This window comes from Pseudomonas weihenstephanensis (assembly GCF_016812185.1).
Taxonomy (GTDB): Bacteria; Pseudomonadota; Gammaproteobacteria; order Pseudomonadales; family Pseudomonadaceae; genus Aquipseudomonas; species Aquipseudomonas weihenstephanensis.
Window position 1 is genome coordinate 166173 of record NZ_JAAEBV010000005.1, and the last position, 26492, is coordinate 192664.

21 protein-coding genes and 1 pseudogene are annotated in these 26492 nt (G+C 57.1%); 10 read left to right on the plus strand and 12 right to left on the minus strand.

Annotated elements, in window-relative coordinates:
• The first annotated feature begins 122 nt into the window (after positions 1-122).
• Complete coding sequence (gene pyk, locus GYN01_RS16845; RefSeq protein ID WP_048363545.1) at positions 123-1574, plus strand: pyruvate kinase; 1452 nt, start codon at positions 123-125, stop codon at positions 1572-1574.
• A gap of 292 nt (positions 1575-1866) precedes the next feature.
• Here the strand turns inward: pyk and GYN01_RS16850 are convergent, their stop codons facing one another.
• Positions 1867-2805 carry an iron-sulfur-binding ferredoxin reductase gene (locus GYN01_RS16850; protein ID WP_048363544.1) on the minus strand — a complete coding sequence of 313 codons (939 nt, stop codon included), beginning with the start codon at positions 2803-2805 and terminating at the stop codon, positions 1867-1869.
• Between the two features lie 322 nt (positions 2806-3127).
• On the opposite strand from GYN01_RS16850, the gene GYN01_RS16855 reads away from it, so the two are divergent.
• A complete protein-coding gene (locus GYN01_RS16855) occupies positions 3128-4651 on the plus strand; it encodes a fumarate hydratase (RefSeq protein WP_048363543.1) in 1524 nt (507 codons plus the stop codon).
• 80 nt (positions 4652-4731) lie between these two features.
• Here the strand turns inward: GYN01_RS16855 and yiaY are convergent, their stop codons facing one another.
• Entirely contained in the window at positions 4732-5880 is a 1149-nt protein-coding gene (yiaY, locus tag GYN01_RS16860; RefSeq protein ID WP_203307488.1) for an L-threonine dehydrogenase, read from the minus strand.
• Between the two features lie 147 nt (positions 5881-6027).
• Between yiaY and GYN01_RS16865 the strand changes: the two genes are divergently transcribed.
• The gene (locus GYN01_RS16865) at positions 6028-7053 is read left to right on the plus strand and encodes a DUF4917 family protein (RefSeq protein ID WP_203307489.1); all 1026 of its coding nucleotides are present in this window, start codon (positions 6028-6030) and stop codon (positions 7051-7053) included.
• A gap of 13 nt (positions 7054-7066) precedes the next feature.
• On the opposite strand, the gene GYN01_RS16870 is transcribed toward GYN01_RS16865, so the two are convergent.
• Positions 7067-7609, minus strand: a complete 543-nt coding sequence (locus GYN01_RS16870) for a helix-turn-helix domain-containing protein (RefSeq protein WP_048399812.1) — start codon at positions 7607-7609, stop codon at positions 7067-7069.
• Positions 7610-7760: 151 nt separating this feature from the next.
• Here GYN01_RS16870 and GYN01_RS16875 point away from each other — a divergent pair, with 151 nt between their 5' ends.
• Positions 7761-8543 carry an aldolase gene (locus GYN01_RS16875; RefSeq protein WP_048399814.1) on the plus strand — a complete coding sequence of 261 codons (783 nt, stop codon included), beginning with the start codon at positions 7761-7763 and terminating at the stop codon, positions 8541-8543.
• Positions 8544-8575: 32 nt separating this feature from the next.
• Entirely contained in the window at positions 8576-9463 is an 888-nt protein-coding gene (locus GYN01_RS16880) for a dihydrodipicolinate synthase family protein (RefSeq protein WP_048363538.1), read from the plus strand.
• Between the two features lie 103 nt (positions 9464-9566).
• Here GYN01_RS16880 and GYN01_RS16885 read toward each other — a convergent pair whose 3' ends face one another.
• Positions 9567-9899: a YegP family protein gene (locus GYN01_RS16885; protein WP_059763173.1), complete on the minus strand. Its 333-nt coding sequence runs from the start codon at positions 9897-9899 to the stop codon at positions 9567-9569.
• Between the two features lie 174 nt (positions 9900-10073).
• On the opposite strand from GYN01_RS16885, the gene GYN01_RS16890 reads away from it, so the two are divergent.
• The 3 genes from GYN01_RS16890 (at position 10074) to GYN01_RS16900 (ending at position 14230) form a co-directional block, all read left to right on the plus strand.
• Positions 10074-10613 (plus strand): RNA polymerase sigma factor, encoded by a 540-nt coding sequence (locus tag GYN01_RS16890; protein WP_203307490.1) that lies wholly within the window; start codon positions 10074-10076, stop codon positions 10611-10613.
• Positions 10610-11560, plus strand: a complete 951-nt coding sequence (locus GYN01_RS16895) for a FecR family protein (protein WP_203307491.1) — start codon at positions 10610-10612, stop codon at positions 11558-11560. Before GYN01_RS16890 ends, GYN01_RS16895 begins: the two co-directional genes overlap by 4 nt.
• 120 nt (positions 11561-11680) lie before the next feature.
• Complete coding sequence (locus tag GYN01_RS16900) at positions 11681-14230, plus strand: TonB-dependent hemoglobin/transferrin/lactoferrin family receptor (RefSeq protein ID WP_203307492.1); 2550 nt, start codon at positions 11681-11683, stop codon at positions 14228-14230.
• 50 nt (positions 14231-14280) lie between these two features.
• Here GYN01_RS16900 and GYN01_RS16905 read toward each other — a convergent pair whose 3' ends face one another.
• From GYN01_RS16905 to GYN01_RS16940, 8 genes and pseudogenes are all read right to left on the minus strand, one after another.
• Positions 14281-14586 (minus strand): ribbon-helix-helix domain-containing protein, encoded by a 306-nt coding sequence (locus GYN01_RS16905; RefSeq protein ID WP_048363533.1) that lies wholly within the window; start codon positions 14584-14586, stop codon positions 14281-14283.
• A gap of 15 nt (positions 14587-14601) precedes the next feature.
• Positions 14602-15183 (minus strand): DJ-1/PfpI family protein, encoded by a 582-nt coding sequence (locus tag GYN01_RS16910; protein ID WP_048363532.1) that lies wholly within the window; start codon positions 15181-15183, stop codon positions 14602-14604.
• Positions 15184-15319: 136 nt separating this feature from the next.
• Complete coding sequence (locus GYN01_RS16915; protein WP_203307493.1) at positions 15320-16537, minus strand: class I SAM-dependent methyltransferase; 1218 nt, start codon at positions 16535-16537, stop codon at positions 15320-15322.
• Between the two features lie 581 nt (positions 16538-17118).
• On the minus strand, positions 17119-17670 hold the full coding sequence (locus tag GYN01_RS16920; protein ID WP_203307494.1) for a hypothetical protein: 552 nt from the start codon (positions 17668-17670) through the stop codon (positions 17119-17121).
• 36 nt (positions 17671-17706) lie between these two features.
• Positions 17707-17984, minus strand: a pseudogene (locus GYN01_RS16925) (LuxR C-terminal-related transcriptional regulator).
• A 217-nt stretch (positions 17985-18201) separates the two neighbouring features.
• Positions 18202-18816, minus strand: a complete 615-nt coding sequence (locus GYN01_RS16930; protein ID WP_203307495.1) for a TPM domain-containing protein — start codon at positions 18814-18816, stop codon at positions 18202-18204.
• A 28-nt stretch (positions 18817-18844) separates the two neighbouring features.
• Positions 18845-19588, minus strand: a complete 744-nt coding sequence (locus GYN01_RS22510; protein ID WP_203307496.1) for a TPM domain-containing protein — start codon at positions 19586-19588, stop codon at positions 18845-18847.
• A gap of 107 nt (positions 19589-19695) precedes the next feature.
• A complete protein-coding gene (locus GYN01_RS16940; protein ID WP_048363525.1) occupies positions 19696-20304 on the minus strand; it encodes a LemA family protein in 609 nt (202 codons plus the stop codon).
• A 263-nt stretch (positions 20305-20567) separates the two neighbouring features.
• Between GYN01_RS16940 and bglX the strand changes: the two genes are divergently transcribed.
• Both bglX and GYN01_RS16950 read left to right on the plus strand, forming a co-directional pair.
• Entirely contained in the window at positions 20568-22859 is a 2292-nt protein-coding gene (bglX, locus tag GYN01_RS16945) for a beta-glucosidase BglX (RefSeq protein WP_048363524.1), read from the plus strand.
• A 692-nt stretch (positions 22860-23551) separates the two neighbouring features.
• Entirely contained in the window at positions 23552-26425 is a 2874-nt protein-coding gene (locus GYN01_RS16950; RefSeq protein WP_048363523.1) for a ribonucleoside-diphosphate reductase subunit alpha, read from the plus strand.
• The last annotated feature ends 67 nt before the right edge of the window (positions 26426-26492 follow it).

Genomic DNA, 26492 nt, shown 5'->3' on the forward strand with positions numbered 1-26492 from the left:
CAAATTCTTCAGGCCAATGACCGTATGCACCACAACTTAAGTCGAAAGTAGTGCAGAGGAACAATGACTACAGCCAAAGACCATAGTAGCCTTTGGCAGCGCTTGAACTCAGGAGTCTTTGCATGTCCGTTCGTCGAACCAAAATCGTTGCCACCCTTGGCCCTGCCAGTAACTCACCGGAAATGCTGGAACAGCTGATCCTTGCTGGCCTGGACGTTGCCCGTCTGAACTTCTCCCACGGCACCCCCGATGAGCACAAAGCTCGCGCCAAGCTGGTGCGTGACATCGCCGCCAAGCATGGCCGCTTCGTTGCCCTGCTGGGTGACCTGCAAGGCCCGAAAATTCGTATCGCCAAATTCGCCAACAAACGCATCGAGTTGAAAATCGGTGATCGTTTTACCTTCTCCACCAGCCACCCGCTGACCGAAGGCAACCAGGAAATCGTCGGCATCGATTACCCGGACCTGGTTAAAGACTGCGGCGTAAACGACGAGTTGCTGCTCGATGACGGCCGCGTCGTGATGCGTGTTGACACCGCCACGGATGACGCACTGCATTGCACCGTGCTGATCGGTGGCCCGCTGTCGGACCACAAAGGCATCAACCGTCGTGGCGGCGGCTTGACTGCACCGGCCCTGACCGAAAAAGACAAGGCTGACATCAAGCTCGCTGCCGAGATGCAGGTCGACTATCTGGCCGTTTCGTTCCCGCGTGACGCAGCCGACATGGAATACGCCCGCAAACTGCGTGACGAAGCTGGCGGCACGGCGTGGCTGGTGGCCAAAATCGAACGCGCTGAAGCCGTGGCTGATGACGAAACCCTCGATGGCCTGATCAAGGCCAGCGACGCCGTGATGGTTGCCCGTGGCGACCTGGGCGTCGAGATCGGCGACGCTGAGCTGGTGGGCATCCAGAAAAAAATCATTCTGCATGCACGCCGCCACAACAAAGCGGTGATCGTCGCGACCCAGATGATGGAGTCGATGATTCAGAACCCGATGCCAACCCGCGCCGAAGTGTCCGACGTGGCTAACGCCGTGCTCGACTACACCGACGCCGTGATGCTGTCGGCTGAAAGTGCGGCGGGCGCCTACCCGCTCGAAGCCGTGCAGGCAATGGCACGGATTTGCGTCGGCGCCGAAAAGCACCCGACCAGCAAAACGTCCAGCCACCGCATCGGTAAAACCTTCGAAAGCTGCGACCAGAGCATTGCGCTGGCAGCCATGTACACCGCCAACCACTTCCCGGGCGTCAAAGCGATCATCGCGCTGACCGAAAGTGGTTACACACCGTTGATCATGTCGCGCATCCGCTCCTCGGTGCCGATCTACGCGTTCTCCCCGCACCGCGAAACCCAGGCCCGTGCCGCCATGTTCCGTGGCGTTTACACCGTGCCGTTCGACCCGGCTTCGTTGCCGCCAGAACAGGTCAGCCAGGCTGCCATTGACGAGCTGCTCAAGCGCGGCGTTGTCGAGAAAGGCGACTGGGTCATCCTGACCAAGGGCGACAGCTACCACACCATCGGTGGCACCAACGGCATGAAGATCCTGCATGTCGGCGACAAAATGGTTTAAGCCTGACAAGGCGATAGCCCAAAGCCCCGCCTGAGTGATCAGGCGGGGCTTTTTCGTAAGCATTGTTAAGAGTCGGCGCCGCCATTGCCTCGGACGAACTCAAGCGCTGAATAAACAGCCAGCTTTCTTTCGCGATCACGCGCTGTAACTGCTCGCGCCCTGGGGCTTTCATCAGGCGCTTAGTGTCTTGCACCGCCGCTGGCGCCAACGCTGCCAATCGATGTCACCGCGCCGTCGCGCTCTACAACGATGGCTTGAGTCATGCGTGCTCCCGAAGAATCAGAACCTGCGCTCAACTGCGGGTTAGAAAAACATCCGCCATCAGTTGGTTGCGCGACAGCCCCGCCAGAAACAAGCGCTTGGCAAACGCTTGAACCGTGTCGGGGTGGCCACAGACTAAAGCGCGCGTTTGCCGGGAAACAAGACGCATCTGGACGAGATAGTCAGCCAGTTCATCGCCCAACACGTATTCCACACACAGTGCTGGATACGTGCGCGCCAGCCCGTCCAGCTCCTGCTTGAGGTAATGCCCGGCGGTGTCTGTGGCCACATGCACCAGGCGGATCGGCCCGTGATGCTCCTGACGCAAGGCTTCGCGCAGCACACCGTAAAGCGGCCCCAGCCCCGTGCCTGCGGCCAAGAGCCACAACGGCAGCTCCTGCCAGTCAGGGTCGTAATGCAACGCGCCACCGCGCAGCTCGCCCAAGCGCAACACGTCGCCGACCGCAAGCTGACGCGCCGCATTGACGAACGCTCCGCGAGCGCTGCAATCGACATGCACCACCAACAAAGGGTCCTCACCCGGCAGACTGGCCAACGAATACGGGCGCGCCACCCCGCTGCGGGTCCACAGCACCAGATGCTGCCCCGCGCGGTAACGCAGTGGGCGCCGCGGTAAAAGGCCAAGCCGCAGCACCGACGGGCTTAACCAGTCCAATGCCGCCACCTCGGCAGGCTCGCCATCGCGCACCGGGTCAAATGCCTCGACCTGCATGTCTTCGACCACTTGGCACTGACACGCCAGGCGCCAGCCTTGCTCACGCTGCGCACGGGTCAAGGCATCCGGCTGCAAGTCCAGCGGCTCACCCCGCACACAGCGCACCAGGCACGCATGGCAACTGCCCGCGCGGCAACTGTAAGGCACGGGCACGCCCGCCTGATTCAGGCTGTCGAGCAAATTGCTGCCGGTGGCAACTGACCAGTGCTGGTCAGCGACGTGTAACTCGGGCACTTCAGGCTCCTGTGGGGCTTAGACGTCTGATTGCAGGCGATCATAAGGTGGCGCACGCGATTTAGCTGAATGATTTCGCTGGCTGATTCTACGACGCCTTCGCCGTGGGACACAGCCTTGGACAGCGACGACGCGCCCCCCCCTACTTTCGTTTTAACCGCAACGGATGTATCACAAGGTTGGCCGGGTTATACTGCCGCGCCTTTTTTGTACCGGTCATGCGTGTCCGGTATATCCCTGCAAAGATGTTTACGACAGACCGAAACACCCAGGTCGCAAACACCTTAATTGAATGTTCCCGTCTTATAGAGGAGCGCGACCCATGACCGTGATCAAGCAAGACGACCTGATTCAGAGCGTTGCTGACGCCCTGCAATTCATTTCCTACTACCACCCGGTGGACTTCATCCAGGCCATGCACGAGGCTTACCTGCGCGAAGAATCGCCAGCGGCCCGTGACTCGATGGCACAAATCCTGATCAACTCGCGCATGTGTGCCACTGGCCACCGCCCGATCTGTCAGGACACCGGTATCGTCACCGTGTTCGTGCGTGTGGGCATGGATGTGCGCTGGACCGGCGCCACCATGGGCCTGGACGACATGATCAACGAAGGCGTGCGTCGCGCTTACAACCTGCCAGAAAACGTCCTGCGCGCCTCCATCCTGGCCGACCCGGCCGGTGCCCGTCGCAACACCAAGGACAACACCCCAGCGGTCATCCACTACTCCATTGTTCCGGGTAACACCGTGGAAGTGGATGTAGCGGCCAAAGGCGGCGGTTCCGAGAACAAGTCGAAAATGGCCATGCTCAACCCGTCCGACTCGATCGTTGACTGGGTACTCAAAACCGTTCCGACCATGGGCGCGGGCTGGTGCCCACCGGGCATGCTCGGCATCGGTATCGGCGGCACGGCTGAAAAAGCCGCTGTGATGGCCAAAGAAGTGCTGATGGAGTCCATCGACATTCACGAGTTGATCAAGCGCGGCCCGTCCAATCGTATCGAAGAGATGCGCCTGGAGCTGTTCGAAAAGGTCAACCAGCTGGGCATCGGCGCCCAGGGCCTTGGCGGTCTGACCACCGTGCTCGACGTCAAAATCATGGACTATCCGACCCACGCAGCGTCGCTGCCGGTGTGCATGATCCCGAACTGCGCGGCCACCCGTCACGCCCACTTCGTACTGGACGGCTCCGGCCCGGCATCGCTCGAAGCGCCGCCGCTGGACGCCTACCCGCAAATCGTCTGGGAAGCAGGCCCATCGGCCCGCCGCGTCAACCTCGACACCCTGACGCCTGAAGACGTACAAAGCTGGAAGCCGGGCGAAACCGTGTTGTTGAACGGCAAAATGCTCACCGGTCGTGATGCGGCGCATAAGCGCATGGTCGAGATGCTGAACAAGGGTGAAACCTTGCCAGTCGACCTCAAAGGCCGCTTCATCTATTACGTGGGCCCGGTTGACCCGGTTGGCGACGAAGTAGTGGGGCCAGCAGGTCCGACCACAGCGACGCGGATGGACAAATTCACCCGTCAAATCCTTGACCAAACCGGCTTGCTGGGCATGATCGGTAAATCCGAGCGCGGCCCGACCGCAATCGAAGCGATCAAGGACCACAAAGCGGTGTACCTGATGGCGGTGGGTGGCGCGGCCTATCTGGTGGCTCAAGCGATCAAAAAGTCGCGCGTGGTGGCCTTTGCCGAGTTGGGCATGGAAGCGATCTACGAGTTCGATGTGAAAGACATGCCGGTGACCGTGGCAGTCGACAGCAAAGGCGAGTCGGTTCACATCACCGGCCCGGCGATCTGGCAGAAGAAAATCAGCGAGAGCCTGGCTGTTGAAGTGCAGTAAGCACTGATCAGCCAGACACAAAAACGGCCGGGTTAAACCGGCCGTTTTTTTATGGGCGCTGTTTTAAACAGCCCCTGGCATCAAAACGCGTTACGAAAGATCTCTTCAATCTGCGCCTGATCCGCTTTACGCGGGTTAGTGAACCCGCACGCATCTTTCAAGGCATTGGTGGCCAGCATCGGTATGTCATCCAGCTTGGCGCCCAAGTCCCGCAGGCCCGCCGGGATCTCTACATCCTTGGCCAAGGTGCGAATTGCCGCAATGGCCGCCTGCGCGCCCTCTTCCGGGCTTAAACCGCGTACATCCGCGCCCAATGCATGAGCCACGTCGGTCAGGCGCGATGCGCACACACTGGCATTGAACGTTTGTACATGGGGCAACAACACAGCGTTGCACACCCCGTGCGGCAGATCGTAGAAGCCACCCAGTTGGTGCGCCATCGCATGCACAAAACCCAGCGACGCATTGTTGAACGCCATGCCGGCTAAAAACTGCGCGTAAGCCATGTTCTCGCGGGCAGTCAGATTCGTGCCGTCTTTCACCGCATCGCGCAGGTTATGGCTGATCAGCTCCATCGCCTTGATCGCGCACGCATCGGTAATCGGGTTGGCGGCAATCGACACATACGCTTCGATGGCGTGCGTCAGCGCATCCATACCCGTTGCCGCGGTCAGCCCCTTGGGCATGGCCACCATCAACTCCGGGTCATTGACTGACAGCAACGGTGTCACGTTGCGATCAACGATGGCCATTTTTACGTGGCGCTCTTCGTCGGTAATGATGCAAAACCGTGTCATCTCGCTGGCCGTGCCCGCGGTGGTGTTGATAGCCACCAGCGGCAGTTGCGGTTTGGCCGAGCGGTCTACGCCTTCGTAATCACGAATATGCCCGCCATTGGTCGCGCACAGCGCAATGCCCTTGGCGCAGTCATGGGGCGAACCGCCGCCCAGCGACAGCACAAAATCACACTGATGCTGCTTGAGCACTGCCAAACCCGCTTCAACGTTGGCAATACTCGGGTTGGGCTTGGCACCGTCAAAAATCACGGCATTGATGTCTTGCAACGCAAGTTTTTCGGCAATTTTAGCGGCCACCCCCGCCTTGGCCAGACCTGCGTCGGTCACGATCAACGCGTTACGAAACCCATAATTGCGAATCGCAGTCATGGCTTCATCCAGACAACCGTTGCCCATGATGTTCACGGCAGGAATAAAAAAGGTACTGGTCATGGCGAGTCCTCTGTGCGGGCGCACCCGCGACGCTGATGAAGTCAATGAGCATAGCTTCACCCCATCAGTTAATAAGGATGTTGATCTGGCTCAACACAGCGGCGTGATAAAGTCCTGCACCGCCCACGCCTTGAGACGATATTTGCGATGACCCCCTTCCAGGAATTTGATGCCGAACTAGAAGACTGGAACGCCTTACGCACCAGCACCCCGTGCAGCGGCTTGCTGCTGGGCAATGGCGCAAGCATGGCTGTGTGGCATGACTTTTATTACGACTCGCTGTTTGAAAAAACCCGCAGTGTGGCCGAAAAACCCCTCAGCCAGACCGAACTCAGCGTGTTTGAAGCCTTGGGCACACGTAACTTTGAACACGTGCTCAGCGCGCTTAAAACCGCGAGCAAGGTCAACAAAGCCCTGGCAATCAACTCGGCATCACCGCGCAAACGCTATTACGCAATCAAGGAAGCGCTGATCAACAGCACCCAGGACGTGCACATCCCGTGGCGCCTGATGCAGCCGCACACCTTGGCGTGCTGGCAAGAAGCGTTGGCGCAATACGCCACCGTGTATTGCGCCAATTACGACCTGCTCACGCCCTGGGCCTTGATGCAGGCCCCCAAGCGCTTCAATGACCTGTTCAATACCCCAGGCGCCACGTTTGAGCTGGGCGACAGCCTGAGCAAAGGCAAAACCACGCGCGTGCTGTACCTGCACGGCGCGCTGCACCTGGTGAAAAACCAGGAAGGCAAAGCGCGCAAATGCACGGGTAACGAGTCGACCTTGCTCAGCAACTTTGCGATCAACCACTCAATCAGCGCGCTGGACGATGTGCCATTGTTTGTCAGCGAAAGCACCAGCGACGACAAGCGTAAATCCATCCGCCATTGCGATTACCTGTCGTTTTGTCATGAGCAACTGATGACTCATAAAGACACGTTGTGCATCTTCGGCCACAGCTTGGGCGAGCAGGATCAGCACCTGATCGACGCCCTGCGTGTGGCGCCTCTGAAAACCCTGTGCATCTCGATCTACCCGCGCAGCGAAGCCTTTATCCGCTTCCAGAAAAACCACTACACGCAGCTATTTGCAGAGAAAAAGGTGGCATTGCGCTTCTATAATTCAAAAACACACCCACTGGGTTCAACCCAGCACAGAGTGCCGGTCGAGGAGTAAACCGCCTCTCGCGCTATTGCTCGGTGCTGTGCACCACCACCAGCAATTGCGCTTGTACCTCACCGACCGAGCGCAGGCGGTGAGGTTTCTGCGCATTGAAATGCAACGCATCGCCACGCTGCAAGATCACCCGCTCATTCATGAAATCGACTTCGACCGCGCCCTCGTGCACGAACAGAAACTCTTCCCCCATGTGCTCTTTGAAGCTGGGGTCGGCGAACTCGGCGGGTGGGTACATCATGAACGGCAGCAAATGACGTTCACTGACCTGATGCGCCAACACGGCATACCCCGGCGACTTTTCATTGCTCGACAGCAGTGGGTGCTGATCACTGCGCACCAGGCTGTAGCCATCAAACCCGGCATTCTCCTGGGCGAATAACTCCTCAACATTGACGTTGAGTGCCTTGGCCAGTTTCAACGCAGCGGCAATCGACGGGGTGTTCAAACCGCGCTCGACTTTCGATAAATAACTCTTGGTCATACCGGATTTTTCAGCCAGCGTCTCAAGGGTCACGCCAAGTTTTTTTCTGAGTATTTTCAAACGGATAGACATGTAGAGCGATTAATCCATCAAAGGAGTAGCGAATTTTGCTTGCCTATGACACTTTGTGTCATATAGCCTTTTAAGTGTCATAGCGCACTGCCCCCCATCACCTTTCACGCCATAGGGGCAGGCCCATCCGGCAATCACCGAGGACACCGACATGGCCAAGACATTAGCACTTCCCAAAGAACAACTGGTCAAGCAAGCGCTGGCGCAGATGCAACATACGCTGGCGGATAATACGTGGACTGCCCGGCAAAAGCTGGCGCTCACCTGCCGCATCCTGTTCGAAAATGGCCACGACTCAGGTCTGGCCGGTCAAATTACTGCCCGCGGGCCACAACCCGGCACCTACTACACCCAACAATTGGGCCTGGGGTTTGATGAAATTACTGCGGACAACCTGCTGCTGGTCAATGAAGACCTGGAGGTGCTCCAAGGTCACGGCATGCCCAACCCGGCCAATCGTTTCCACAGCTGGGTGTACCGCGCCCGTCCCGACGTGAACTGCATCATTCACACCCACCCCACGCATGTGGCCGCCCTGTCGATGCTCGAAGTGCCGCTTGAGGTGTCGCACATGGACCTGTGCCCGCTGTATGAAGACTGCGCTTTTCTGGAGGGCTGGCCGGGCGTGCCGGTGGGGAACGAAGAAGGCGAACTGATCGCCGGTGCGCTGGGCGATAAACGCGCGATTTTGCTCTCGCACCACGGCCAATTGTCGACCGGCGCCAGCATTGAAGAAGCCTGCGTGATTGCCCAACTGATCGAACGCGCCGCCAAACTGCAATTGCTGGCAATGGCGGCGGGCACCATCAAGCCGATTACACCGGCACTCGGTCGCGAAGCCCATGACTGGATCAGCCGTCCAAAACGCCACGCCGCCGCCTTCAATTACTATGCTCGGCAAAACCTGCGTCGTCATGCCGACTGCCTGAACTGATCCGCCTCCCCCTACCTGACAGGACACTGACCATGACGACTCCAACCCTCCACGGCATCATCGGCTACACCATCACCCCGTTCACGGCAGACGGCGACACCCTCGACCTGCCCGCCCTTGGCCGCTCCATTGACCGACTGATTGACAGCGGGGTACACGCCATCGCGCCGCTGGGCAGCACCGGCGAAGGCGCCTACCTGAGTGACGCCGAATGGGATGACGTCAGCGCGTTCAGCATCGCCCACGTTGCCAAACGCGTACCGACCATTGTCAGCGTCTCCGACCTGACCACCGCCAAGGCCGTACGCCGTGCCCGTTTCGCCGAACAGCACGGCGCCGACGTGGTCATGGTGTTGCCCGCCTCTTACTGGAAACTCAGCGAGGCAGAAATCCTCGCCCACTACCAGGCCATCGGCGACAGCATCAGTTCCCCGATCATGCTGTACAACAACCCGGCCACCAGCGGTACTGACATGTCCGTGGAGTTGATCCTGCGGATTTTCAATGCCGTCGAAAACGTCACCATGGTCAAGGAGAGTACGGGCGACATTCAGCGCATGCACCGTTTGCAACAACTGGGTGAGGGCCAAGTGCCGTTCTACAACGGCTGCAACCCGTTGGCCCTGGAAGCGTTCGCGGCAGGCGCCAAAGGGTGGTGCACCGCAGCGCCCAACTTGATCCCGGCGCTGAACCTGGCGCTGTATCAAGCGGTGCAGGCCAACGACTTGAACAGCGCACGGGCGCTGTTTTACCGCCAACTGCCGCTGCTCGAATTCATCCTCAAAGGCGGCCTGCCCGCCACCATCAAAGCCGGTTTGCGCCTGACCGGCCTGGAAGCGGGCAACCCGCGCCTGCCCGTATTCGCGCTGGGTGAAGCGGGGGTTAAACACTTGGAAGGCTTACTCACCCAACTGAAATAAACCTCTAGACACCGAAGGCTGTGTTCGATTGCCAAGCGATCGGACACAGCCTCGCGCTACTCGTCAGTTGCGACAACTCTGGCAACAGAGCCTCTACAGGCCTTTACGGCTGCTCTTTAATCACCGTCGTCGGCCCATTGCTTTTAACGCTGGCAATGCCCTTCTCACGTGCCGCCTCGGTGCTGTATTGCTCGCTGGTGCCAATAATCTGGTGATTGGCCGCCTTGAGGTTGAAGTACGGCTTACCGTCCTTGGCCACTTTTCTCTCATAGCGCTCATCCAGTGGGCTATTGACCTGCACCGAAGCAATTCCGTTTTTGGCCGCCTCACGCGTGGTGTACTGCTCGCTCACCAAAATCGGCTCGTTATTGGCCGCTTTCAAAACAAACCGGAACTGCCCATTACTGGTTTTGCCCAACTCGTACCAACCCGACATGACGTTTCTCCTGAATGCTGACGGTTTTTTGCATGCCTGAGTAAAGCCTGCGCCCAGCTTTTATCCATTTATCTGCATGAAATGACGAAAGATCAATTTCCATGCAGACAAATAGCAATAATTCTCGATACCATTCGCAACTTATTTTGCATCGCTGAGCCCCCAAGGATTTTCATGCCAGGCTTAAAACCCGACCCCGCGTTGGCCGAATCCTTCCGCGAGTTCTATACGCAGATTCTGCATTTCCTGCGCAAACGCACCGACAACGCCAGCGATGCAGCTGACATGACGCAAGACGTTTTCACCCAATGGCTGGGCTATCAAGACCGGGCCAAAGTCGAGCAACCACGGGCTTTTTTGTTCCAGATGGCGCGCAATCTGCTGCGCGATCACTGGCGTCGTCAGCAGGTGCGCCACTCGGCTCACGCCGAGCCGCCTGAGCACGACGCCGAGCCGTTAAGCGATGAGAGGGATGACCCGATGCTGGCTGCACAGCGCCTGCAACGCCTGGAACAGCTCAAGGCAGTGCTTGCAGAACTCTCGCCCAGACGCCGCGAAGCCCTTATGCTGCACCGCTTTGAAGGTTTGAGTCAGGCGCAGATCGCGAAACGCATGGGAATTTCGGTAAGCATGGTGGAAAAGCACATCGCCTTTGCCTTGTTGCACTGCAAGCAACATTTACATCGGGACAGCGGCAAGGAGCAGCCAAAATGACCTCTTTTCACGCCAGCGCCGAAGACAGCATTGACGCTGAGGCCGCCCGTTGGTTTGCGCGCAACCGCAATCAGCCCGATCGTCAAAGCCGCGCTCAATTCAGTGCCTGGTACGCCACCCCCGCGCATGCCAAAGCCTATGCTGCATTTGAATCGCTGTGGGGTGACTTGGGCGAACTCAGGCAACTGAATAAACCGCGTGTACTCCCCGTAAAGCCACCGGCCAAGCGCCGCTCAGTGCTGGCATTAGCCACTGCGGCAGCCGTGTTGTGCGCCGTGTTTGCATTAAACCTCGGCACCCCCGTTGCACTGCACCAGCAACACATTGCCACACAGGCCAAGGGCGCCAGAACCCTCACACTTCCTGATGGCAGCACTTTGTACGTCAACGCCAACACACAATTGCGCATCAACTTCAGCGCGCATCAACGCGACATTTTTCTGGATCACGGCCAGCTCTATATCGAGGTGGCAGCCAATAAAGACCAACCCTTGGTGGTGCACGCAGGCGATGCGCGGATACGCGTGGTCGGCACCGGCTTTGATGTGCGCCGCAGCCCGCGGCAATTAGTGGTCAGCGTCGCCCACGGCCAGGTGGCATTTTTGCCCGACGCCAAACACTCGGCCTTGCTGAGCGCTGACCAGCGTGCCAGTTACGACTACGCCCGACACGTGCTGAGCGAGCAAACCCTCGCCTCAAGCGAGGTTGCCGACTGGCGCGGCGGCCACCTGACCTTTCGCAAACGCGAACTGGCCAGCCTGATCGACGAACTGGACCTCTACCGCCCCGGCGTCATTGAACTGGCCAGCGGCCCACTCGCCCGTTACAAGGTGTCCGGCAACCTCGACGTCAACGATCCGCTGGCATTGGTCAAAGCCCTGCCTGCCTTGATACCGGTGAAAACCGTGCGCCTGGACAACGGAAAAATACGCATCGAACCCCGCTAAAAAAACATATGCGAATATTTTTCATTCGCATATGAGGTTTTCTCATCGTGCTGCGTCTTCCTTGGGTCTGCGTTGCTAACGCATGTCTTTTTGGCCTTTGTTGCCGCACTGGGGGGTTTCATGTTTCGCGCACCACATTTCGTCTCACATTTGTGCACTCGCCCGACTTTGCTCGCCGCATGCATGGCTTTTAGCCTGCACGCGCAGGCCGAGTCGATCCAACTGCAATTGCCCGCTCAGTCGCTGGCCAGTTCGTTGAGTGCAGTGGCCCAGCAAGCCAAGATCCAGTTGCTGTTTGACGAAGAGCTGTTGCGCAACATCAAAGCCCCGGCGCTCAGTGGTGCTTACAGCGCACAAGACGCCATCAATCAATTGTTGCGCGGCACCGATTTCAGCCTGATCCAGGTCGACCGCACCTTTGTCGTACGCCCTAAAGAGGAAGGCACCACCACCAGCAACAGCCTGCAACTGGGTGCGCTGAGCGTGATTGGCACCGGCAATGAAATTGACTCCAGCAACGTCGGAAAGTCGACCCTGACCCAAGCTGAAATCAATCGCTATCAGGCCAACAATATTCCCAGCCTGCTGGCGACCTTGCCCGGTATCAACCTCGGCGGCTCGCTCAAGCCCGGCGGTCAGACCATCAACATCTGGGGCATGGGTGAAGCCGAAGACGTACAAATGACCGTGGATGGCGCGACCAAAAGCGGCTTCGAACGCTACATGCAAGGCACCATCTTTATCGAGCCTGAACTGATCAAGGGGCTGGTCGTCGAAAAAGGCCCGCACGATATGCGCACCGGCAACGGTGGTTTTGCCGGTTCCGTGCACATGGAAACCAAAGATGCACCGGACCTGCTCGAAGAGGGCAAAGACACCGGCGCCATGCTCAAATACGGCTACAGCAGCAACGACCACCAACAGGTTTACAGTGGCGCCGTGTATGGCCGCACCGATGATGGCCGCGCGGATGCGCTGGTGTATTACACCAAGCGTGATGGCGATGACATGAAGCTGGCCGGCCACATGCCGGACCCCAAGCACGCCTACCCGGTCAACCCCAAGCGCTTGCCCAACACCGCACAAGACCTGGACGCGCAATTGCTCAAAGTGAACCTGCATTTCAATGAGGAACACAGCCTCGGGATGTCGTATTCACGCGCCAACAATTACCTGTGGGTGCCCTTCTCGGCCATCAGCTACCCGGCGGCGCCGAGCCAGGCCAACATCGACAAATATGGGTACGACGTTGCCTCAAAACGTTACTTGTCCAACCGTTCGACCATCGACACCACCTGGTCGGCCAAATACAAGTACCAGCCTATCGAAAACCCGCTGGTCAATCTTGAGGTCAAGTACTCGCACTCAAACACAGAGCAGACGGACACGCGCGGCTCTCAAGCCTATTTCCAGCCCGCCACCGGCGGTCGCAAGATGGACACCGGCTACACCGACGACATGCTTCAGATCGAAAACATCAGCCTGTTTGCCAGCGGCCCGCTGGATCACGCCGTGACCACTGGCATGCAAATTCGCAAGCACCAGCGTGATGTCGACATGTGGATGCCGGGTAAAACCTATGAGGTAGAGAAATACAACTACGGCCACTATCAGCCCAGCTTCATGCCCAAGGGCAAAGTCGATACCAATAGCTTCTATCTGCAAGACGCGATCACGTACGGTGATTTCACCCTGACACCGTCCGTGCGCTACGACCATGTGCGCAACCGCGGCGAGCAAAACGACGCACCGTTCTATAACCACGCGGAACTGGGTCACGACTACAGCGACAAAACCTACACTGGCTGGTCGCCTCGCCTGTCGGGCTTCTGGAAAATAAACCCGAACACCGCCTTGTTTGTCGACTACAGCAAAACCTGGCGCGCACCGGTAATCGATGAACAATACGAGCTTCAAGGACTGGGTAGCCGCACCGCGACCAGCCTCAATTTGAAACCCGAAGTCATCACGGGCTGGCGTGCAGGCAACATCACCAACTTTGATCACATCTTTGGCGACAACGACCACGCACTGATCCGCACCACCCTGTTTCGCAACACCGTCGACAATGAAATTTTCAAAGCCACCGGCGTAGGGTGCGCAGCCCAAACGGCCGCCGGCAGCATGTCCAAAGACTGTGGGCCGGGCAATATACCCAACTACCGCAACATTGGCAGTGTGACCATCAAGGGCTTTGAAATTGAAAGCTTCTACGAGTCCACTTACGTCTTTGGCTCGCTGTCTTACGCATGGATGACCGGTAAGCACGAAGGCGCCTACACCAACCCGTGGGGACCGAACGTCTGGGCGCGGGACATTCCCGCCCCGAAATGGGTCGCCATACTCGGCACCAAAATACCGGCATGGGATGCGCGCATCGGCTGGAAAGGCGAGTTCGTGCGCAAGACCGACCGTTTGCCAAGCGACAAGTACTACGGCACCGCGATCAGTGCCTTGGGCGATCGCTACTACGACCAATACGCCAACGACGGCTATAACGTGCAGGGCCTGTTCGCCAACTGGAAACCACAGCAGCCGTACCTTAAAGGCACTGAGGTCAACTTCACCGTGGACAACCTGTTCAACAAGAGTTACCAGCCGATGCTCAGTGGCGATAACGCCTACAGTCAGGGGCGTAACGCCAAGATCAGCGTAACGCGGTTCTTCTAACCCCACCCTGTAAGAGGAACTGGCGCAGGCTGCGGGTTTGCACCGCCAGGTCAGCGGGTGTTACGCGTTACCACCCTCAGCCCCGGCGCCTGATCTGAGCGCCGGCTCAAATAGCGGGTGCAACTCACGCGCAAGAACGAGGCGAAGTTGACCACTTCGCCGCGGTAATCCATCACTTCCTCGTAGAGCTTGGCCACCAATTGATTGGTGGTCATGCCATCCGCTTGTGCGATCTCACTGAGGATGTCCCAAAACTGGTTTTCCAGTCGCAACGTGGTGACCACGCCGCAAATACGCAGAGAGCGCGAGCGTGATTCGTACAGAATCGGGTCGGCTTTAACGTACAGCTCACACATGGTCACACCCTCGCCTTACAAGGAAATGGAAGTCCCCAGCAGACCCAGAAAAGCGCTCAGCCAGGCCGGATGCGCTGGCCACGCGGGGGCTGTCACCAGGTTGCCCTGCACATGGACCTGGTTCACGTCGATATCAATATAAGTACCGCCCGCCAAACGCACTTCCGGGGCACATGCGGGGTATGCACTGCACTCACGGCCTGCCAGGATGCCGGCCGCGGCCAGCAATTGCGCACCGTGACAGACCGCGGCAATCGGTTTGCCCGCCTTGTCGAAGTCACGTACCCACTCCAGAACCTTTTCGTTCAAGCGCAGGTATTCCGGCGCACGACCACCGGGCACTAACAGCGCGTCGTAATCGCGGGCGTTGACTGCGTCGAAATCGAAGTTCAGGGCAAACAGATGGCCCGGTTTCTCGCTGTAGGTCTGATCGCCTTCAAAGTCATGAATCGCGGTACGCACTGTCTGCCCCGATTTTTTACCCGGACAAACCGCATGCACCTGATGGCCGATCATCAATAGCGCCTGAAACGGCACCATCACTTCGTAATCTTCGACGTAATCGCCCACCAGCATCAAAATCTTTTTCGCCGCCATGCTGCGTACTCCTGTGAGTTAAGGCTTGGAGTGCATACCCAACAGACGCCGGTAGGCGCTGTGCTGGGGACTCGTTAACACCTGCAAGAGTAGACGCACAGTACCTACGCGGGTAATAACCGGGTACTACACCGATTTACTTCAGCAACCCGTCCGCTTGCAGCAGGGTTTCCAGGCAATGCTCCTGAATGCTGTAGAACGCCTTCAATTCCTGGATTTTCACCCGCAACTGCGCGTTATCAACCGGTTCGGCGCGCTTGACCGCAAGAATCATTTTGTTTTTGTTGGTGTGCTCCAGCGAGATGAACTCGAACACTTTGGTTTCATAACCACAGGCTTCAAGGAACAGCGCACGCAGGCTGTCGGTGACCATTTCGGCCTGTTGACCCAAATGCAGGCCGTATTGCAGCATCGGCTTGAGCAGCGCCGGGCTCTGGATTTGCAGGCGGATCTGCTTATGGCAGCACGGCGAGCACATGATGATCGCGGCGCCCGAGCGGATGCCCATGTGAATCGCGTAGTCAGTGGCAATGTCACAGGCATGCAAGGCGATCATCACGTCAATCGGAGTGGGCGCAAAACTGCGCACGTCACCGTGCTGAAAGCTCAGGCCCGGATGCTCCAGACGCTGCGCTGCGTTATTGCACAACGTGACCATGTCTTCACGCAGCTCAACGCCGGTGACCACGCCTTCGGCTTGCAGGCTGTGACGCAAGTAATCGTGAATGGCAAACGTCAGATAGCCCTTGCCAGAGCCGAAGTCAGCCACTTTGATGGGCTGGTCTAGCGCAAGCGGCGAACTGCTCAGCGCGTGTGAGAACACTTCGATGAACTTGTTGATCTGCTTCCACTTGCGCGACATCGCCGGGATCAGTTCCTGCTGCTTGTTGGTCACCCCAAGGTCGGCAAGAAAGGGGCGGGTCAAATCCAGAAAACGGTTCTTCTCGCGATTGTGTTCAGCCGAAGGCAGTTCACGGGCCTGCTGACTTTTACCCTTGAACAGCGAGCTTTTGCCCTTTTTGCTGTACTCCAGTTGCACTTCGTCTGTGAGGGTCAATAGATGCGCATTTTTGAACGCTTCAGGCAGCAACCCGGCAATGGTCGTCACGGCCTCATCAAGGGGGAAGTTCTTGGTGATATCGCGGGTCTTATAGCGATAGACAAACGACAGGCAAGGCTGATCCTTGACCGTAACCTGCTTGATGATGACCCGCTGCAACTCGGCGTCCGGGCCGACGTACTTGGCCAGCACCAGCTTGATGAAGGAGTTTTGAGCCAGGCCGGTTTCCAGCAGGTTCAAAAATTGCGCACGATGATCCGGCACAGACGGGGCGGTGGTAGCAGTCACTGACATTGAAAAAGGTGCCTCGGGGGATGCAGGAGGGGAAATCAGAAAACAATGGCGGGTATTTTAGGCGGGTTGGCGGCACAGGGCACGGGGTAATTTTGCAGCGCAGTCTTCGTGGGGTTCTGACGAGCACCCTTCCTGCAATTGCAAAGACTCAGTGGCGTAACCAACCACATGAAATTGACATGGATAAAACCCTGAAAATGCCACCGGCCGGCATGCATAAACGGTCATTCGAACAGCCTAAATGTGGTGCTTTAACGCGTTATTACGTCGATGAATAATTGTGTCTTGACCAAACGTCTGTCCATTTGCATAAACACCAAGCAAGGTCATTTTAAATGTATGCAAGGCTAAAAAGCGTTCCCACACCCCCGTCAAAAAACCCCAAGCCTGATTGCCCCTCAATTCATCAATGGCCAAGCGGGCGCCCTTTGCCGGCTATAAAAACGTGCCAGCAGGGTCTGACAAAGGGTAAAGCCTCATAATTTGGCCAGTTATACCGCCACACCTCTCCTTTGAGCTGAATATTGATTTCACTCTCTTCAGCTTCTGTCAAAAAATCATCAATCACATAAATTGATTCGTCAACTTTCTCTATCCTCACTGAATACCTTCCTCTGGCAATATCGATTAAAAACACCGTACCTAATGATATAAAACACAAAATAACCTACAGCCAAATAGAAACAGGCAATCATAAGATAACTCCTGAAATTATTATCCTTCGCCCACTGCGCTATCTGCTGACGGCTCATCATCAGTCGAAACTCATCATCGTAGACTGCCCAAACAAATTCATTATCACTATTAGCGTCTACAGCCACCCACAACTTTCCATGCTTGCGAACATTCAATGATTTTGACTCATAACTGGGGAACTCAATACTGTATTTATAATCACCCTCGCCCCGCTCCACATTAAAATACAAATACACTGATGATTTTGATCTACTCAAAGGCTGAGTCACATACGCGCTGCGCAGCACTACTTCTTTCGGCACCGGCGGCACCTCTACACGCGCCTCCCACATCATCAAGCCTAGCCCAAACATAAGCAGACAATAAAAGACCATCACCACTAAATCCATCCGAGTCGCCACATAACCAGGCGGTATATAAAAAGGTGACTTCTTCATTCCTGCCTCTTGCGCGATTGATTTAAAACTAAACCCTCAATATTGATACAGCAACCCTACATCCGTAGGGGTTTCGTTATTTTTCGGGCGTTGTCACCCAAACGACTAACCACCACCATTAGCGCCATACGATTTACCACACCATACTTTGACAACAATGACGACACATGATCCCGAACCGTAAAATCGCTAATTAGCAACTGTTGTGCTATCGCCTTATTTGTGCGCCCACCCATAAGCAAATCAAGCACCTCTTTCTCCCTAGATGTAAGCTTCATTCCCTTTCCCCATCTTTTATCAACCTCAGAGCACATCAAAAAAACACCCGGACACAATACAACCTAGCCATCATTCAAAAAATGACAACACAGTTTTCCACAACAAAGAGAACTATAAATAGCGGGAACTTATATTGCAGACTCGCAAGAACTTACTTACGCAGACACAAGAATAAAACCACAAAGAAGACATTACAAAAGTCTGATACTTCTTAGCGAAGTATCAGAAACATCAGGATCACAAAGAAAACGATTACAACATCACCAACCGATTCGGCAATTGATTACGCGGTTGGGTTTTGGGTATGTGCTGCGCAAGCAATTGCGCACTGGCATCGATACAGGCAATAAAGCCTTCAGCCGTATGCCCCAATGCCACACGGCGGACGAAGTCGTTGACGATAGTGCCCCAGTCGCTGTTATCCAGATGCCGGGAAATACCTTCATCTACAAGAATTTCGACATAACGCTCAGCTTCACTGACAAAAATCAGCACCCCGGTGCGGTCTTGGGTGTGATGCAGCTTTTGCTCCAGAAACTGGCGCCGCGCCAGGTTGCTGGCCCGCCAATGCCGCACACGGGGCGGGATCAAGCGGGTGGTAATCGCCGGGATGCGAAAGATCAGGCTGAGGAAAACAAAGCTGGCCCATTGCAGCAGGAGCAGCGAATAGATCTGAATGCCGCCGATAAAAAAGTGCGCCAATGCGGGCACCAGCAAGGCGATCAAGCTGGCCCAGAGCAACGGAATGTAACTGTAGTCGTCCGCGCGCGGGGCTAACACGGTGACAATTTCGGCGTCTGTGTGTTGCTCGGCGCGGGTCACCGCTTCTTCGACCTGCCGTTGTTGCGCTTGTGTGAGTAAAGCCATGAGTGTTTATGCTCGCCTGAAAATTGAATTACCAGCCGCCCGAGGCACCGCCGCCGCCAAAGCTGCCACCGCCGCCACTAAAGCCGCCACCTCCTGCGCCACCACCAAAACCGCCCCCGCCAAAACCGCCGGAGCGTGAACCGCCCCCGCCGCCCGAGTTGCAGATGCCGTAGAACTGGCACGCGGCAACCACTATGACAAACAGGACGAATAACAGCAGTACGACAAAGGGATGTTCGGCCAGCAAGTCATTGCCATCGCCCTGCCCGCTGGCGTAGGCCGGTTCGGCCAATGGATCGCCGCCCAACACCTGGAGGATCGCTGCAACACCGTCGCTGATGCCCTGGCTGAAGTGGCCCGCTTTAAAGGCAGGCGTGATGACTTGATTGAGGATTACCGACGATTGCGCGTCTGTGAGGCGGTCTTCCAGCCCATAACCGACCTCGATGCGCAATTTGCGGTCGTCACGGGCAACGATCAGCAAGGCACCGTTGTTTTTGTCCTTTTGACCGATGCCCCAGGTGCGCCCCAATTGGTAGCCGAAGTCTTCAATGGGGGTGCCTTGCAAATCAGGCACGGTCACTACCACCACCTGCTCGCCGGTGGCTTTTTCGTGGGCTTCTAGCGATTGCGTCAATTGCTGACGTGTGGCGGGATCGAGCATTTGCCCGTCGTCCACTACCCGTCCGCTGAGTGCGGGAAATGTCAGCGCCTGGGCCGTGACTATAAATAGCCACAGCAGCAGGCCTGACCCCAGTCTTGATATACGCATCTGCACCACGCTGATTGGAAGGGGGAAGACGTACCCGTAGCAGCTGCCGAGGAACGCAGCCTTCGTTCCTCGGCAGCTGCTACGGGACTCGCGATTGGCCAGGCGTCTTAAAACTTCACTTCAGGCGCTTTGTCGGCGTCCGGCGTGGTGGCTTCGAAGGTTGGGCGGACCGGCAAGTCGCTGTACATCACGGCATGCCACAGACGGCCCGGGAAGGTGCGGATTTCAGTGTTGTAGCGCTCTACCGCAAGAATAAAGTCGCGACGGGCCACACTGATGCGGTTTTCCGTGCCTTCAAGTTGCGATTGCAACGAGAGGAAGTTCTGGTTGGATTTGAGGTCCGGGTAACGTTCCGACACCACCATCAAACGGCTCAAGGCACCTGTCAGTTGGTTTTGCGCGTCCTGGAACTGCTTGAGTTTTTCCGGGTTGTTCAGGGTGCTGGCATCCACCTGAATAGACGTGGCCTTGGCCCGCGCCTCAATCACAGCCGTGAGCGTTGCCTGCTCCTGTTTGGCCGCGCCCTTGACCGTTTCGACCAGATTGGGGATTAAGTCAGAACGACGCTGGTACTGATTCTGCACTTGTGACCAGGCCGCTTTCACCTGCTCATCCAGGGTGGGTATGGTGTTGATGCCGCACCCCGCCAATACGCTGCTCAGCGCCAGCAGTGCGATGACTTTCCAGCCCAAGGCTCTAACGCTTTGTATTCCCATGCTCGTGACGCTCCGAAATGATTGCATTGCGTTCATAGACACCACCCTCGCGCTAAAAACTCCCACTGCGCCCTGAATATCTCTTGGCAACACTGGATTGCGGGGGACGAATCAGCTAAAAGACTGCGCAAGATGTAGGAGTATTCCCCTATAAAGATAGGGTAAATTTCTACCATAAATAGACTAAATACCCCTTCCAAAACAATATCGTTCCCAAGCCACCGGTTTACGTGGCGTGAGTGAACGGCGCGCAGAAGAATTTCATGACCAAAATGTGTTTGCTGGCGATCGCGATTAGCCTGACCAGCCACGCCGTCTGGGCCCAAACGCCTGCGGCTCCGTTGCCTCCTAAAGAGGTGTTTGTCGCCGACCTGCTCAAACAAATGACCCTCGATGAAAAAATCGGGCAGTTGCGCCTGATCAGCATTGCAACCGACATGCCCCGCGAATTGATTCGCAAGGAAATCGCCGCAGGCCGCATCGGCGGCACGTTTAATTCGGTGACGCGTCCCGAAAACCGTCCGATGCAAGACGCCGCCATGCGCAGCCGTTTGAAAATCCCCATGTTCTTTGCCTATGACGTGATTCACGGGCATCGCACCATTTTCCCGATCAGTCTGGCACTGGCCTCCAGCTGGGATATGGACGCCATCGCCCTGAGTGGCCGGATTTCGGCCAAGGAAGCCAGCGCCGATAGCCTCGACCTGACATTTTCGCCGATGGTCGATATCGCTCGCGATCCTCGCTGGGGTCGGACCTCGGAAGGTTTTGGCGAAGACACCTATCTGGTTTCGCGCATTGCCAAGGTCATGGTGCAGGCCTATCAAGGCGTGTCTCCCGCCCTGCCCGGCAACATCATGGCCAGCGTCAAACACTTCGCCCTTTATGGCGCCGTGGAAGGTGGACGGGACTACAACATCGTCGACATGAGTCCTACCCGCATGTTTCAGGATTACCTACCGCCCTACCACGCTGCTATTGAGGCTGGGGCTGGAAGCGTAATGGTGGCGCTGAACTCGATCAACGGGGTACCGGCCACCTCCAACATGTGGCTTATGCAGGATTTATTGCGTAAGGAATGGGGCTTCAAAGGGGTGGCTGTCAGTGATCATGGCGCGATTCTTGAGCTGATCAAGCACGGGGTGGCCAAAGACGAGCGAGAAGCTGCCACGCTGGCGATCAAAGCGGGTGTCGACATGAGCATGAATGACCTGGTGTATGGCAAAGAACTGCCAGGCTTGGTCAAGTCCGGAAAAGTAGCGCAGAGCGATCTGGATAACGCCGTACGCGAGGTGCTTGGCGCCAAATACGACATGGGACTGTTTAATAACCCCTACCTGCGCATAGGCAAGGCTGAAGACGACCCGGCCGATGTCAACGCTGAAAGCCGCCTGCACCGGGCCGAAGCCCGTGACGTAGCGCGAAAAAGTCAGGTGCTGCTCAAGAATGAGTCCCATACCCTGCCCTTGAACAAACAGGCGCGCATCGCGCTGATCGGGCCGCTGGCCGATTCGAAAATCGACATGCTCGGCAGTTGGTCGGGCGCCGGTGTACCCGCGCAATCAGTGACTGTACGTGAAGGGTTGCGCAATGCCATGGGTAAACAGGCCACGCTGACCTACGCCCGGGGCGCCAATGTGACGGATGATCAGACGGTGGTCGACTACCTCAATCATTCCAACCCCAATATGCTCGATGTGACCAATGACCCGCGCCCGGCGCAAGTCATGCTCGATGAAGCCGTCAAAGCGGCGCAACAGGCCGATATCGTGGTCGCCGTGGTGGGCGAAGCTCGCGGCATGTCCCATGAAGCCGCCAGCCGCACTGACCTCGACTTGCCAGCCCCGCAGCGTGCCTTGATCAGCGCCCTGAAAGCGACTGGCAAGCCGCTGGTACTGGTGCTGATGAATGGCCGGCCGCTGTCCATTGATCAACAGATACAACAGGCCGATGCGGTGCTGGAAACCTGGTACAGCGGCACTGAAGGCGGCAATGCCATCGCCGACGTGCTGTTCGGCGACTACAACCCGTCGGGCAAACTGCCGATCACATTCCCGCGCTCGGTAGGTCAGATTCCGAGCTACTACAGCCACCTGCGCATTGGCCGCCCCTTCACCCCAGGCAAACCTGGCAACTACACCTCGCAGTACTTTGACGAACCCAACACCCCGCTTTACCCGTTCGGTTATGGCCTGAGCTACACCGACTTCAGCCTGTCAGATGTGCGCCTCTCCAGCGAGACCCTCAAGCCGGGTGCAGCCCTGACGGCCAGCGTGACGGTAAAAAATACCGGCCAGCGTGCAGGTGAGACCGTGGTGCAGCTTTATATACAAGACGTTAGTGCGTCGATGAGCCGCCCCGTCAAAGAGCTGAAAAACTTTCACAAGCTGATGCTTAAGCCCGGCGAAGAGAAAGTTGTGCAGTTCAGCATCGACGAAGACGCCCTGAAGTTTTACAACGCGCAGTTGAAATACGCCGCCGAACCCGGTGAGTTCAACGTGCAGCTAGGGCTTGATTCACAAAACGTTCAGCAAAAGAGCTTCCAATTGCTCTAATTTCGCGTAACAGCCGGGAAGGCTTTGAACGGTCTTCCCGGCACTTCTTGATGCCAATCTGCGCTTGACCTTTTCGATCTTTGCACCTACCCCAAAATGCGTTCGGACAGCGCTGTTTTTTGTGGTAGGGTTCGCGCCCTCAAAATTCAGACCGCCGATACGATCCCGCACAAACCAGTGACAAACGGTGTAATGCCGGTGCCATGCGGCCTACATGGATTTTTTGCGTTTCATACACAATTTACACACAGAGTTATCCACAGGAAGTGCATTGCACGAGACCCGCAAAACGCATATCTTGTATCAATTCCGCCAAAAGACCCTACATGTAGGGTTTCAGGGCAAAAACCCAACACAACCCAGTCGCGAATTTCAAGCCCTTTTCTCGCGCCTGTAGGGTTGAACCAAACGCAGTTTTCAAGCCCAAACCGCTCATGCGGATGGCAACCGTTTTTTGGCTGATGCCGGAATGCGGCCCGGGTGTTGCAGTCCATAACTGTCACCCACCAGGAATAAGGTTTGAGGCGGTACGCGCAAACCCAAAACTTCGGCAAGGAAGCGGCCCAATACACCCCTTTCTGTACGTCCCGAGGTTGGTATGCCCGGTTAACCACCGGTTGTAGTGCTTCAGGACGCAACGGTGGGCACCTTTTTGAGGCGCCCAAATAAACATAGAGAACGTGGAGACACCCATGCAAACCGACACAACTCGCGAGAACTCGCAGGGTTCTGATTCAAATCTGGATCTATCTGCGACCGCGCCAGGCCAATTGCGCGTGATCAAACGTAACGGGACCGTGGTTCCTTACACCGATGACAAGATCACCGTCGCCATCACCAAAGCGTTTCTTGCAGTTGAAGGCGGCAATGCCGCCGCTTCGTCGCGCATCCACGACACCGTTGCCCGCTTGACCGAACAAGTCACTGCGACGTTCAAGCGCCGCATGCCATCGGGTGGCACCATCCACATCGAAGAAATCCAGGACCAGGTTGAACTGGCCCTGATGCGCGCCGGCGAGCAGAAAGTAGCCCGTGACTATGTGATCTACCGCGATGCCCGCTCCAAAGAACGTGCCACGCGCGCACCTGCTGCCGACGCTGTTGTGGCTCACCCCTCGATCCGCATCACGCGCGCCGACGGCACCTTTGCACCGCTCGACATGGGCCGCCTGAACACCATCGTCACCGAAGCCTGCGAAGGCCTGGAAGAAGTCGATGGCGACCTGATCCAGCGCGAAACCCTGAAAAACCTGTACGACGGCGTGGCCCTGAGCGACGTCAACACCGCCCTGGTGATGACTGCCCGTACCCTGGTTGAGCGCGAGCCCAATTACTCGTTCGTGACTGCTCGCCTGCTGATGGACACCTTACGTGCCGAAGGCTTGAGCTTCCTGCAAGTGGCCGAAAGCGCCACTCACCACGAAATGGCTGACCTGTACGCCAAGGCCCTGCCTGCCTACATCGCCAAGGGTATTGAGTTCGACCTGCTGAACCCGATTCTGGCGACCTTCGACCTGGAGAAACTGGGCCAGGCGATCAACCACGAGCGCGATCAGCAGTTCACCTACCTGGGCCTGCAAACCCTGTACGACCGTTACTTCATCCACAAGGATGGCGTGCGTTTCGAACTGCCACAAATCTTCTTCATGCGCGTGGCCATGGGCCTTGCGATCGAAGAGAAGCAAAAAGAAGACCGCGCCATCGAGTTCTACAACTTGCTGTCGTCCTTCGACTACATGTCTTCGACGCCGACACTGTTCAACGCCGGTACTCAGCGGCCACAGCTGTCGAGCTGCTACCTGACCACCGTGCCGGATGACCTGTCGGGCATCTACCACGCGATCCACGACAACGCCATGCTGTCCAAATTCGCCGGTGGCCTGGGCAACGACTGGACGCCAGTCCGTGCGCTGGGTTCGTGGATCAAAGGCACCAACGGCAAATCCCAGGGTGTTGTGCCGTTCCTCAAAGTGGTGAACGACACCGCCGTTGCCGTTAACCAGGGTGGCAAGCGTAAAGGCGCAGTGTGCGCTTACCTTGAAACCTGGCACATGGACATCGAAGAGTTCATCGAGCTGCGCAAGAACACCGGTGATGACCGTCGTCGCACCCACGACATGAACACCGCCAACTGGATCCCTGACCTGTTCATGAAGCGCGTCTTCGATGACGGCCCGTGGACCCTGTTCTCGCCCTCCGAAGTACCGGATCTGCACGACCTGACCGGTAAAGCCTTCGAAGAGCGTTACGAGTACTACGAAGCACTGTCTCAGTACCCTGGCAAGATCAAGCTGTTCAAGACCATTCAGGCCAAAGACCTGTGGCGCAAAATGCTGTCCATGCTGTTTGAAACCGGCCACCCGTGGCTGACCTTCAAAGACCCGTGCAACCTGCGCAGCCCGCAGCAGCACGTGGGCGTGGTTCACAGCTCGAACCTGTGCACCGAGATCACCTTGAACACCAACAAGGACGAGATCGCTGTTTGCAACCTGGGGTCGATCAACCTGCCGAACCACATCAAGGACGGCAAGCTGGACACCGCCAAGCTCAAGCGCACCATCGACGTGGCCGTGCGCATGCTCGACAACGTGATCGACATCAACTACTACTCGGTGCCGCAAGCGCGTAACTCGAACTTCAAGCACCGCCCTGTCGGCCTGGGGATCATGGGCTTCCAGGACGCTCTGTACTTGCAACACATTCCGTACGCCTCCCAGGCGGCTGTCGAGTTTGCCGACAAGTCGATGGAAGCCGTCAGCTACTACGCCATTCAGGCGTCGTGCGACCTGGCTGACGAGCGTGGCGCTTACGAGACGTTCCAGGGTTCGCTGTGGTCCAAAGGCATCCTGCCACTGGATTCGCAACAGATCCTGATCGAGCAGCGCGGCCAGAAGTACATTGACGTTGACCTGAACGAATCCCTGGACTGGGCACCGGTTCGCGCCCGTGTACAGAACGGCATTCGTAACTCCAACATCATGGCCATCGCACCGACCGCCACCATCGCCAACATTACCGGCGTGTCGCAGTCGATCGAACCGACCTATCAAAACCTGTATGTGAAATCGAACCTGTCGGGCGAGTTCACCGTGATCAACCCGTACCTGGTTCGCGATCTTAAGGCTCGCGGTCTGTGGGACTCGGTCATGATCAACGACCTGAAGTACTACGACGGTTCGGTGCAGCAGATCGAACGCATCCCGCAAGCGCTCAAAGAGCTGTATGCGACTGCATTTGAAGTGGACACCAAGTGGATCGTCGACGCGGCCAGCCGTCGTCAAAAGTGGATCGACCAGGCTCAGTCGCTGAACCTGTACATCGCAGGCGCTTCGGGCAAAAAACTGGACGTGACCTACCGTATGGCTTGGTACCGTGGCCTGAAAACCACCTACTACCTCCGTGCACTGGCGGCGACCAGCACCGAGAAGTCCACGGTCAACACTGGCAAGCTCAACGCTGTATCGAACGGCAACAACAGCGAAGACGTCGCTGCTGCGCCAGCAGGCCCGGCCCCAGTGCCAAAAGCGTGCGCGATTGACGAGCCGGATTGCGAAGCGTGTCAATAAGCTGAATCGGTAAGCGCCTCGCGGCGCTTACACCAAACCCCCGACAAGCCCTCAGGCTTGTCGGGGG

Bases quoted from the DNA above. Each gene is read 5' to 3' on its own strand.
- pyk (WP_048363545.1), top strand. From the start codon at position 123: ATGTCCGTTCGTCGAACCAAAATCGTTGCCACCCTTGGCCCTGCCAGT.
- GYN01_RS16855 (WP_048363543.1), top strand. From the start codon at position 3,128: ATGACCGTGATCAAGCAAGACGACCTGATTCAGAGCGTTGCTGACGCC.
- yiaY (WP_203307488.1), bottom strand. From the start codon at position 5,880: ATGACCAGTACCTTTTTTATTCCTGCCGTGAACATCATGGGCAACGGT.
- GYN01_RS16865 (WP_203307489.1), top strand. From the start codon at position 6,028: ATGACCCCCTTCCAGGAATTTGATGCCGAACTAGAAGACTGGAACGCC.
- GYN01_RS16870 (WP_048399812.1), bottom strand. From the start codon at position 7,609: ATGTCTATCCGTTTGAAAATACTCAGAAAAAAACTTGGCGTGACCCTT.
- GYN01_RS16875 (WP_048399814.1), top strand. From the start codon at position 7,761: ATGGCCAAGACATTAGCACTTCCCAAAGAACAACTGGTCAAGCAAGCG.
- GYN01_RS16880 (WP_048363538.1), top strand. From the start codon at position 8,576: ATGACGACTCCAACCCTCCACGGCATCATCGGCTACACCATCACCCCG.
- GYN01_RS16885 (WP_059763173.1), bottom strand. From the start codon at position 9,899: ATGTCGGGTTGGTACGAGTTGGGCAAAACCAGTAATGGGCAGTTCCGG.
- GYN01_RS16890 (WP_203307490.1), top strand. From the start codon at position 10,074: ATGCCAGGCTTAAAACCCGACCCCGCGTTGGCCGAATCCTTCCGCGAG.
- GYN01_RS16895 (WP_203307491.1), top strand. From the start codon at position 10,610: ATGACCTCTTTTCACGCCAGCGCCGAAGACAGCATTGACGCTGAGGCC.
- GYN01_RS16900 (WP_203307492.1), top strand. From the start codon at position 11,681: ATGTTTCGCGCACCACATTTCGTCTCACATTTGTGCACTCGCCCGACT.
- GYN01_RS16905 (WP_048363533.1), bottom strand. From the start codon at position 14,586: ATGTGTGAGCTGTACGTTAAAGCCGACCCGATTCTGTACGAATCACGC.
- GYN01_RS16910 (WP_048363532.1), bottom strand. From the start codon at position 15,183: ATGGCGGCGAAAAAGATTTTGATGCTGGTGGGCGATTACGTCGAAGAT.
- GYN01_RS16915 (WP_203307493.1), bottom strand. From the start codon at position 16,537: ATGTCAGTGACTGCTACCACCGCCCCGTCTGTGCCGGATCATCGTGCG.
- GYN01_RS16920 (WP_203307494.1), bottom strand. From the start codon at position 17,670: ATGAAGAAGTCACCTTTTTATATACCGCCTGGTTATGTGGCGACTCGG.
- GYN01_RS16930 (WP_203307495.1), bottom strand. From the start codon at position 18,816: ATGGCTTTACTCACACAAGCGCAACAACGGCAGGTCGAAGAAGCGGTG.
- GYN01_RS22510 (WP_203307496.1), bottom strand. From the start codon at position 19,588: ATGCGTATATCAAGACTGGGGTCAGGCCTGCTGCTGTGGCTATTTATA.
- GYN01_RS16940 (WP_048363525.1), bottom strand. From the start codon at position 20,304: ATGGGAATACAAAGCGTTAGAGCCTTGGGCTGGAAAGTCATCGCACTG.
- bglX (WP_048363524.1), top strand. From the start codon at position 20,568: ATGACCAAAATGTGTTTGCTGGCGATCGCGATTAGCCTGACCAGCCAC.
- GYN01_RS16950 (WP_048363523.1), top strand. From the start codon at position 23,552: ATGCAAACCGACACAACTCGCGAGAACTCGCAGGGTTCTGATTCAAAT.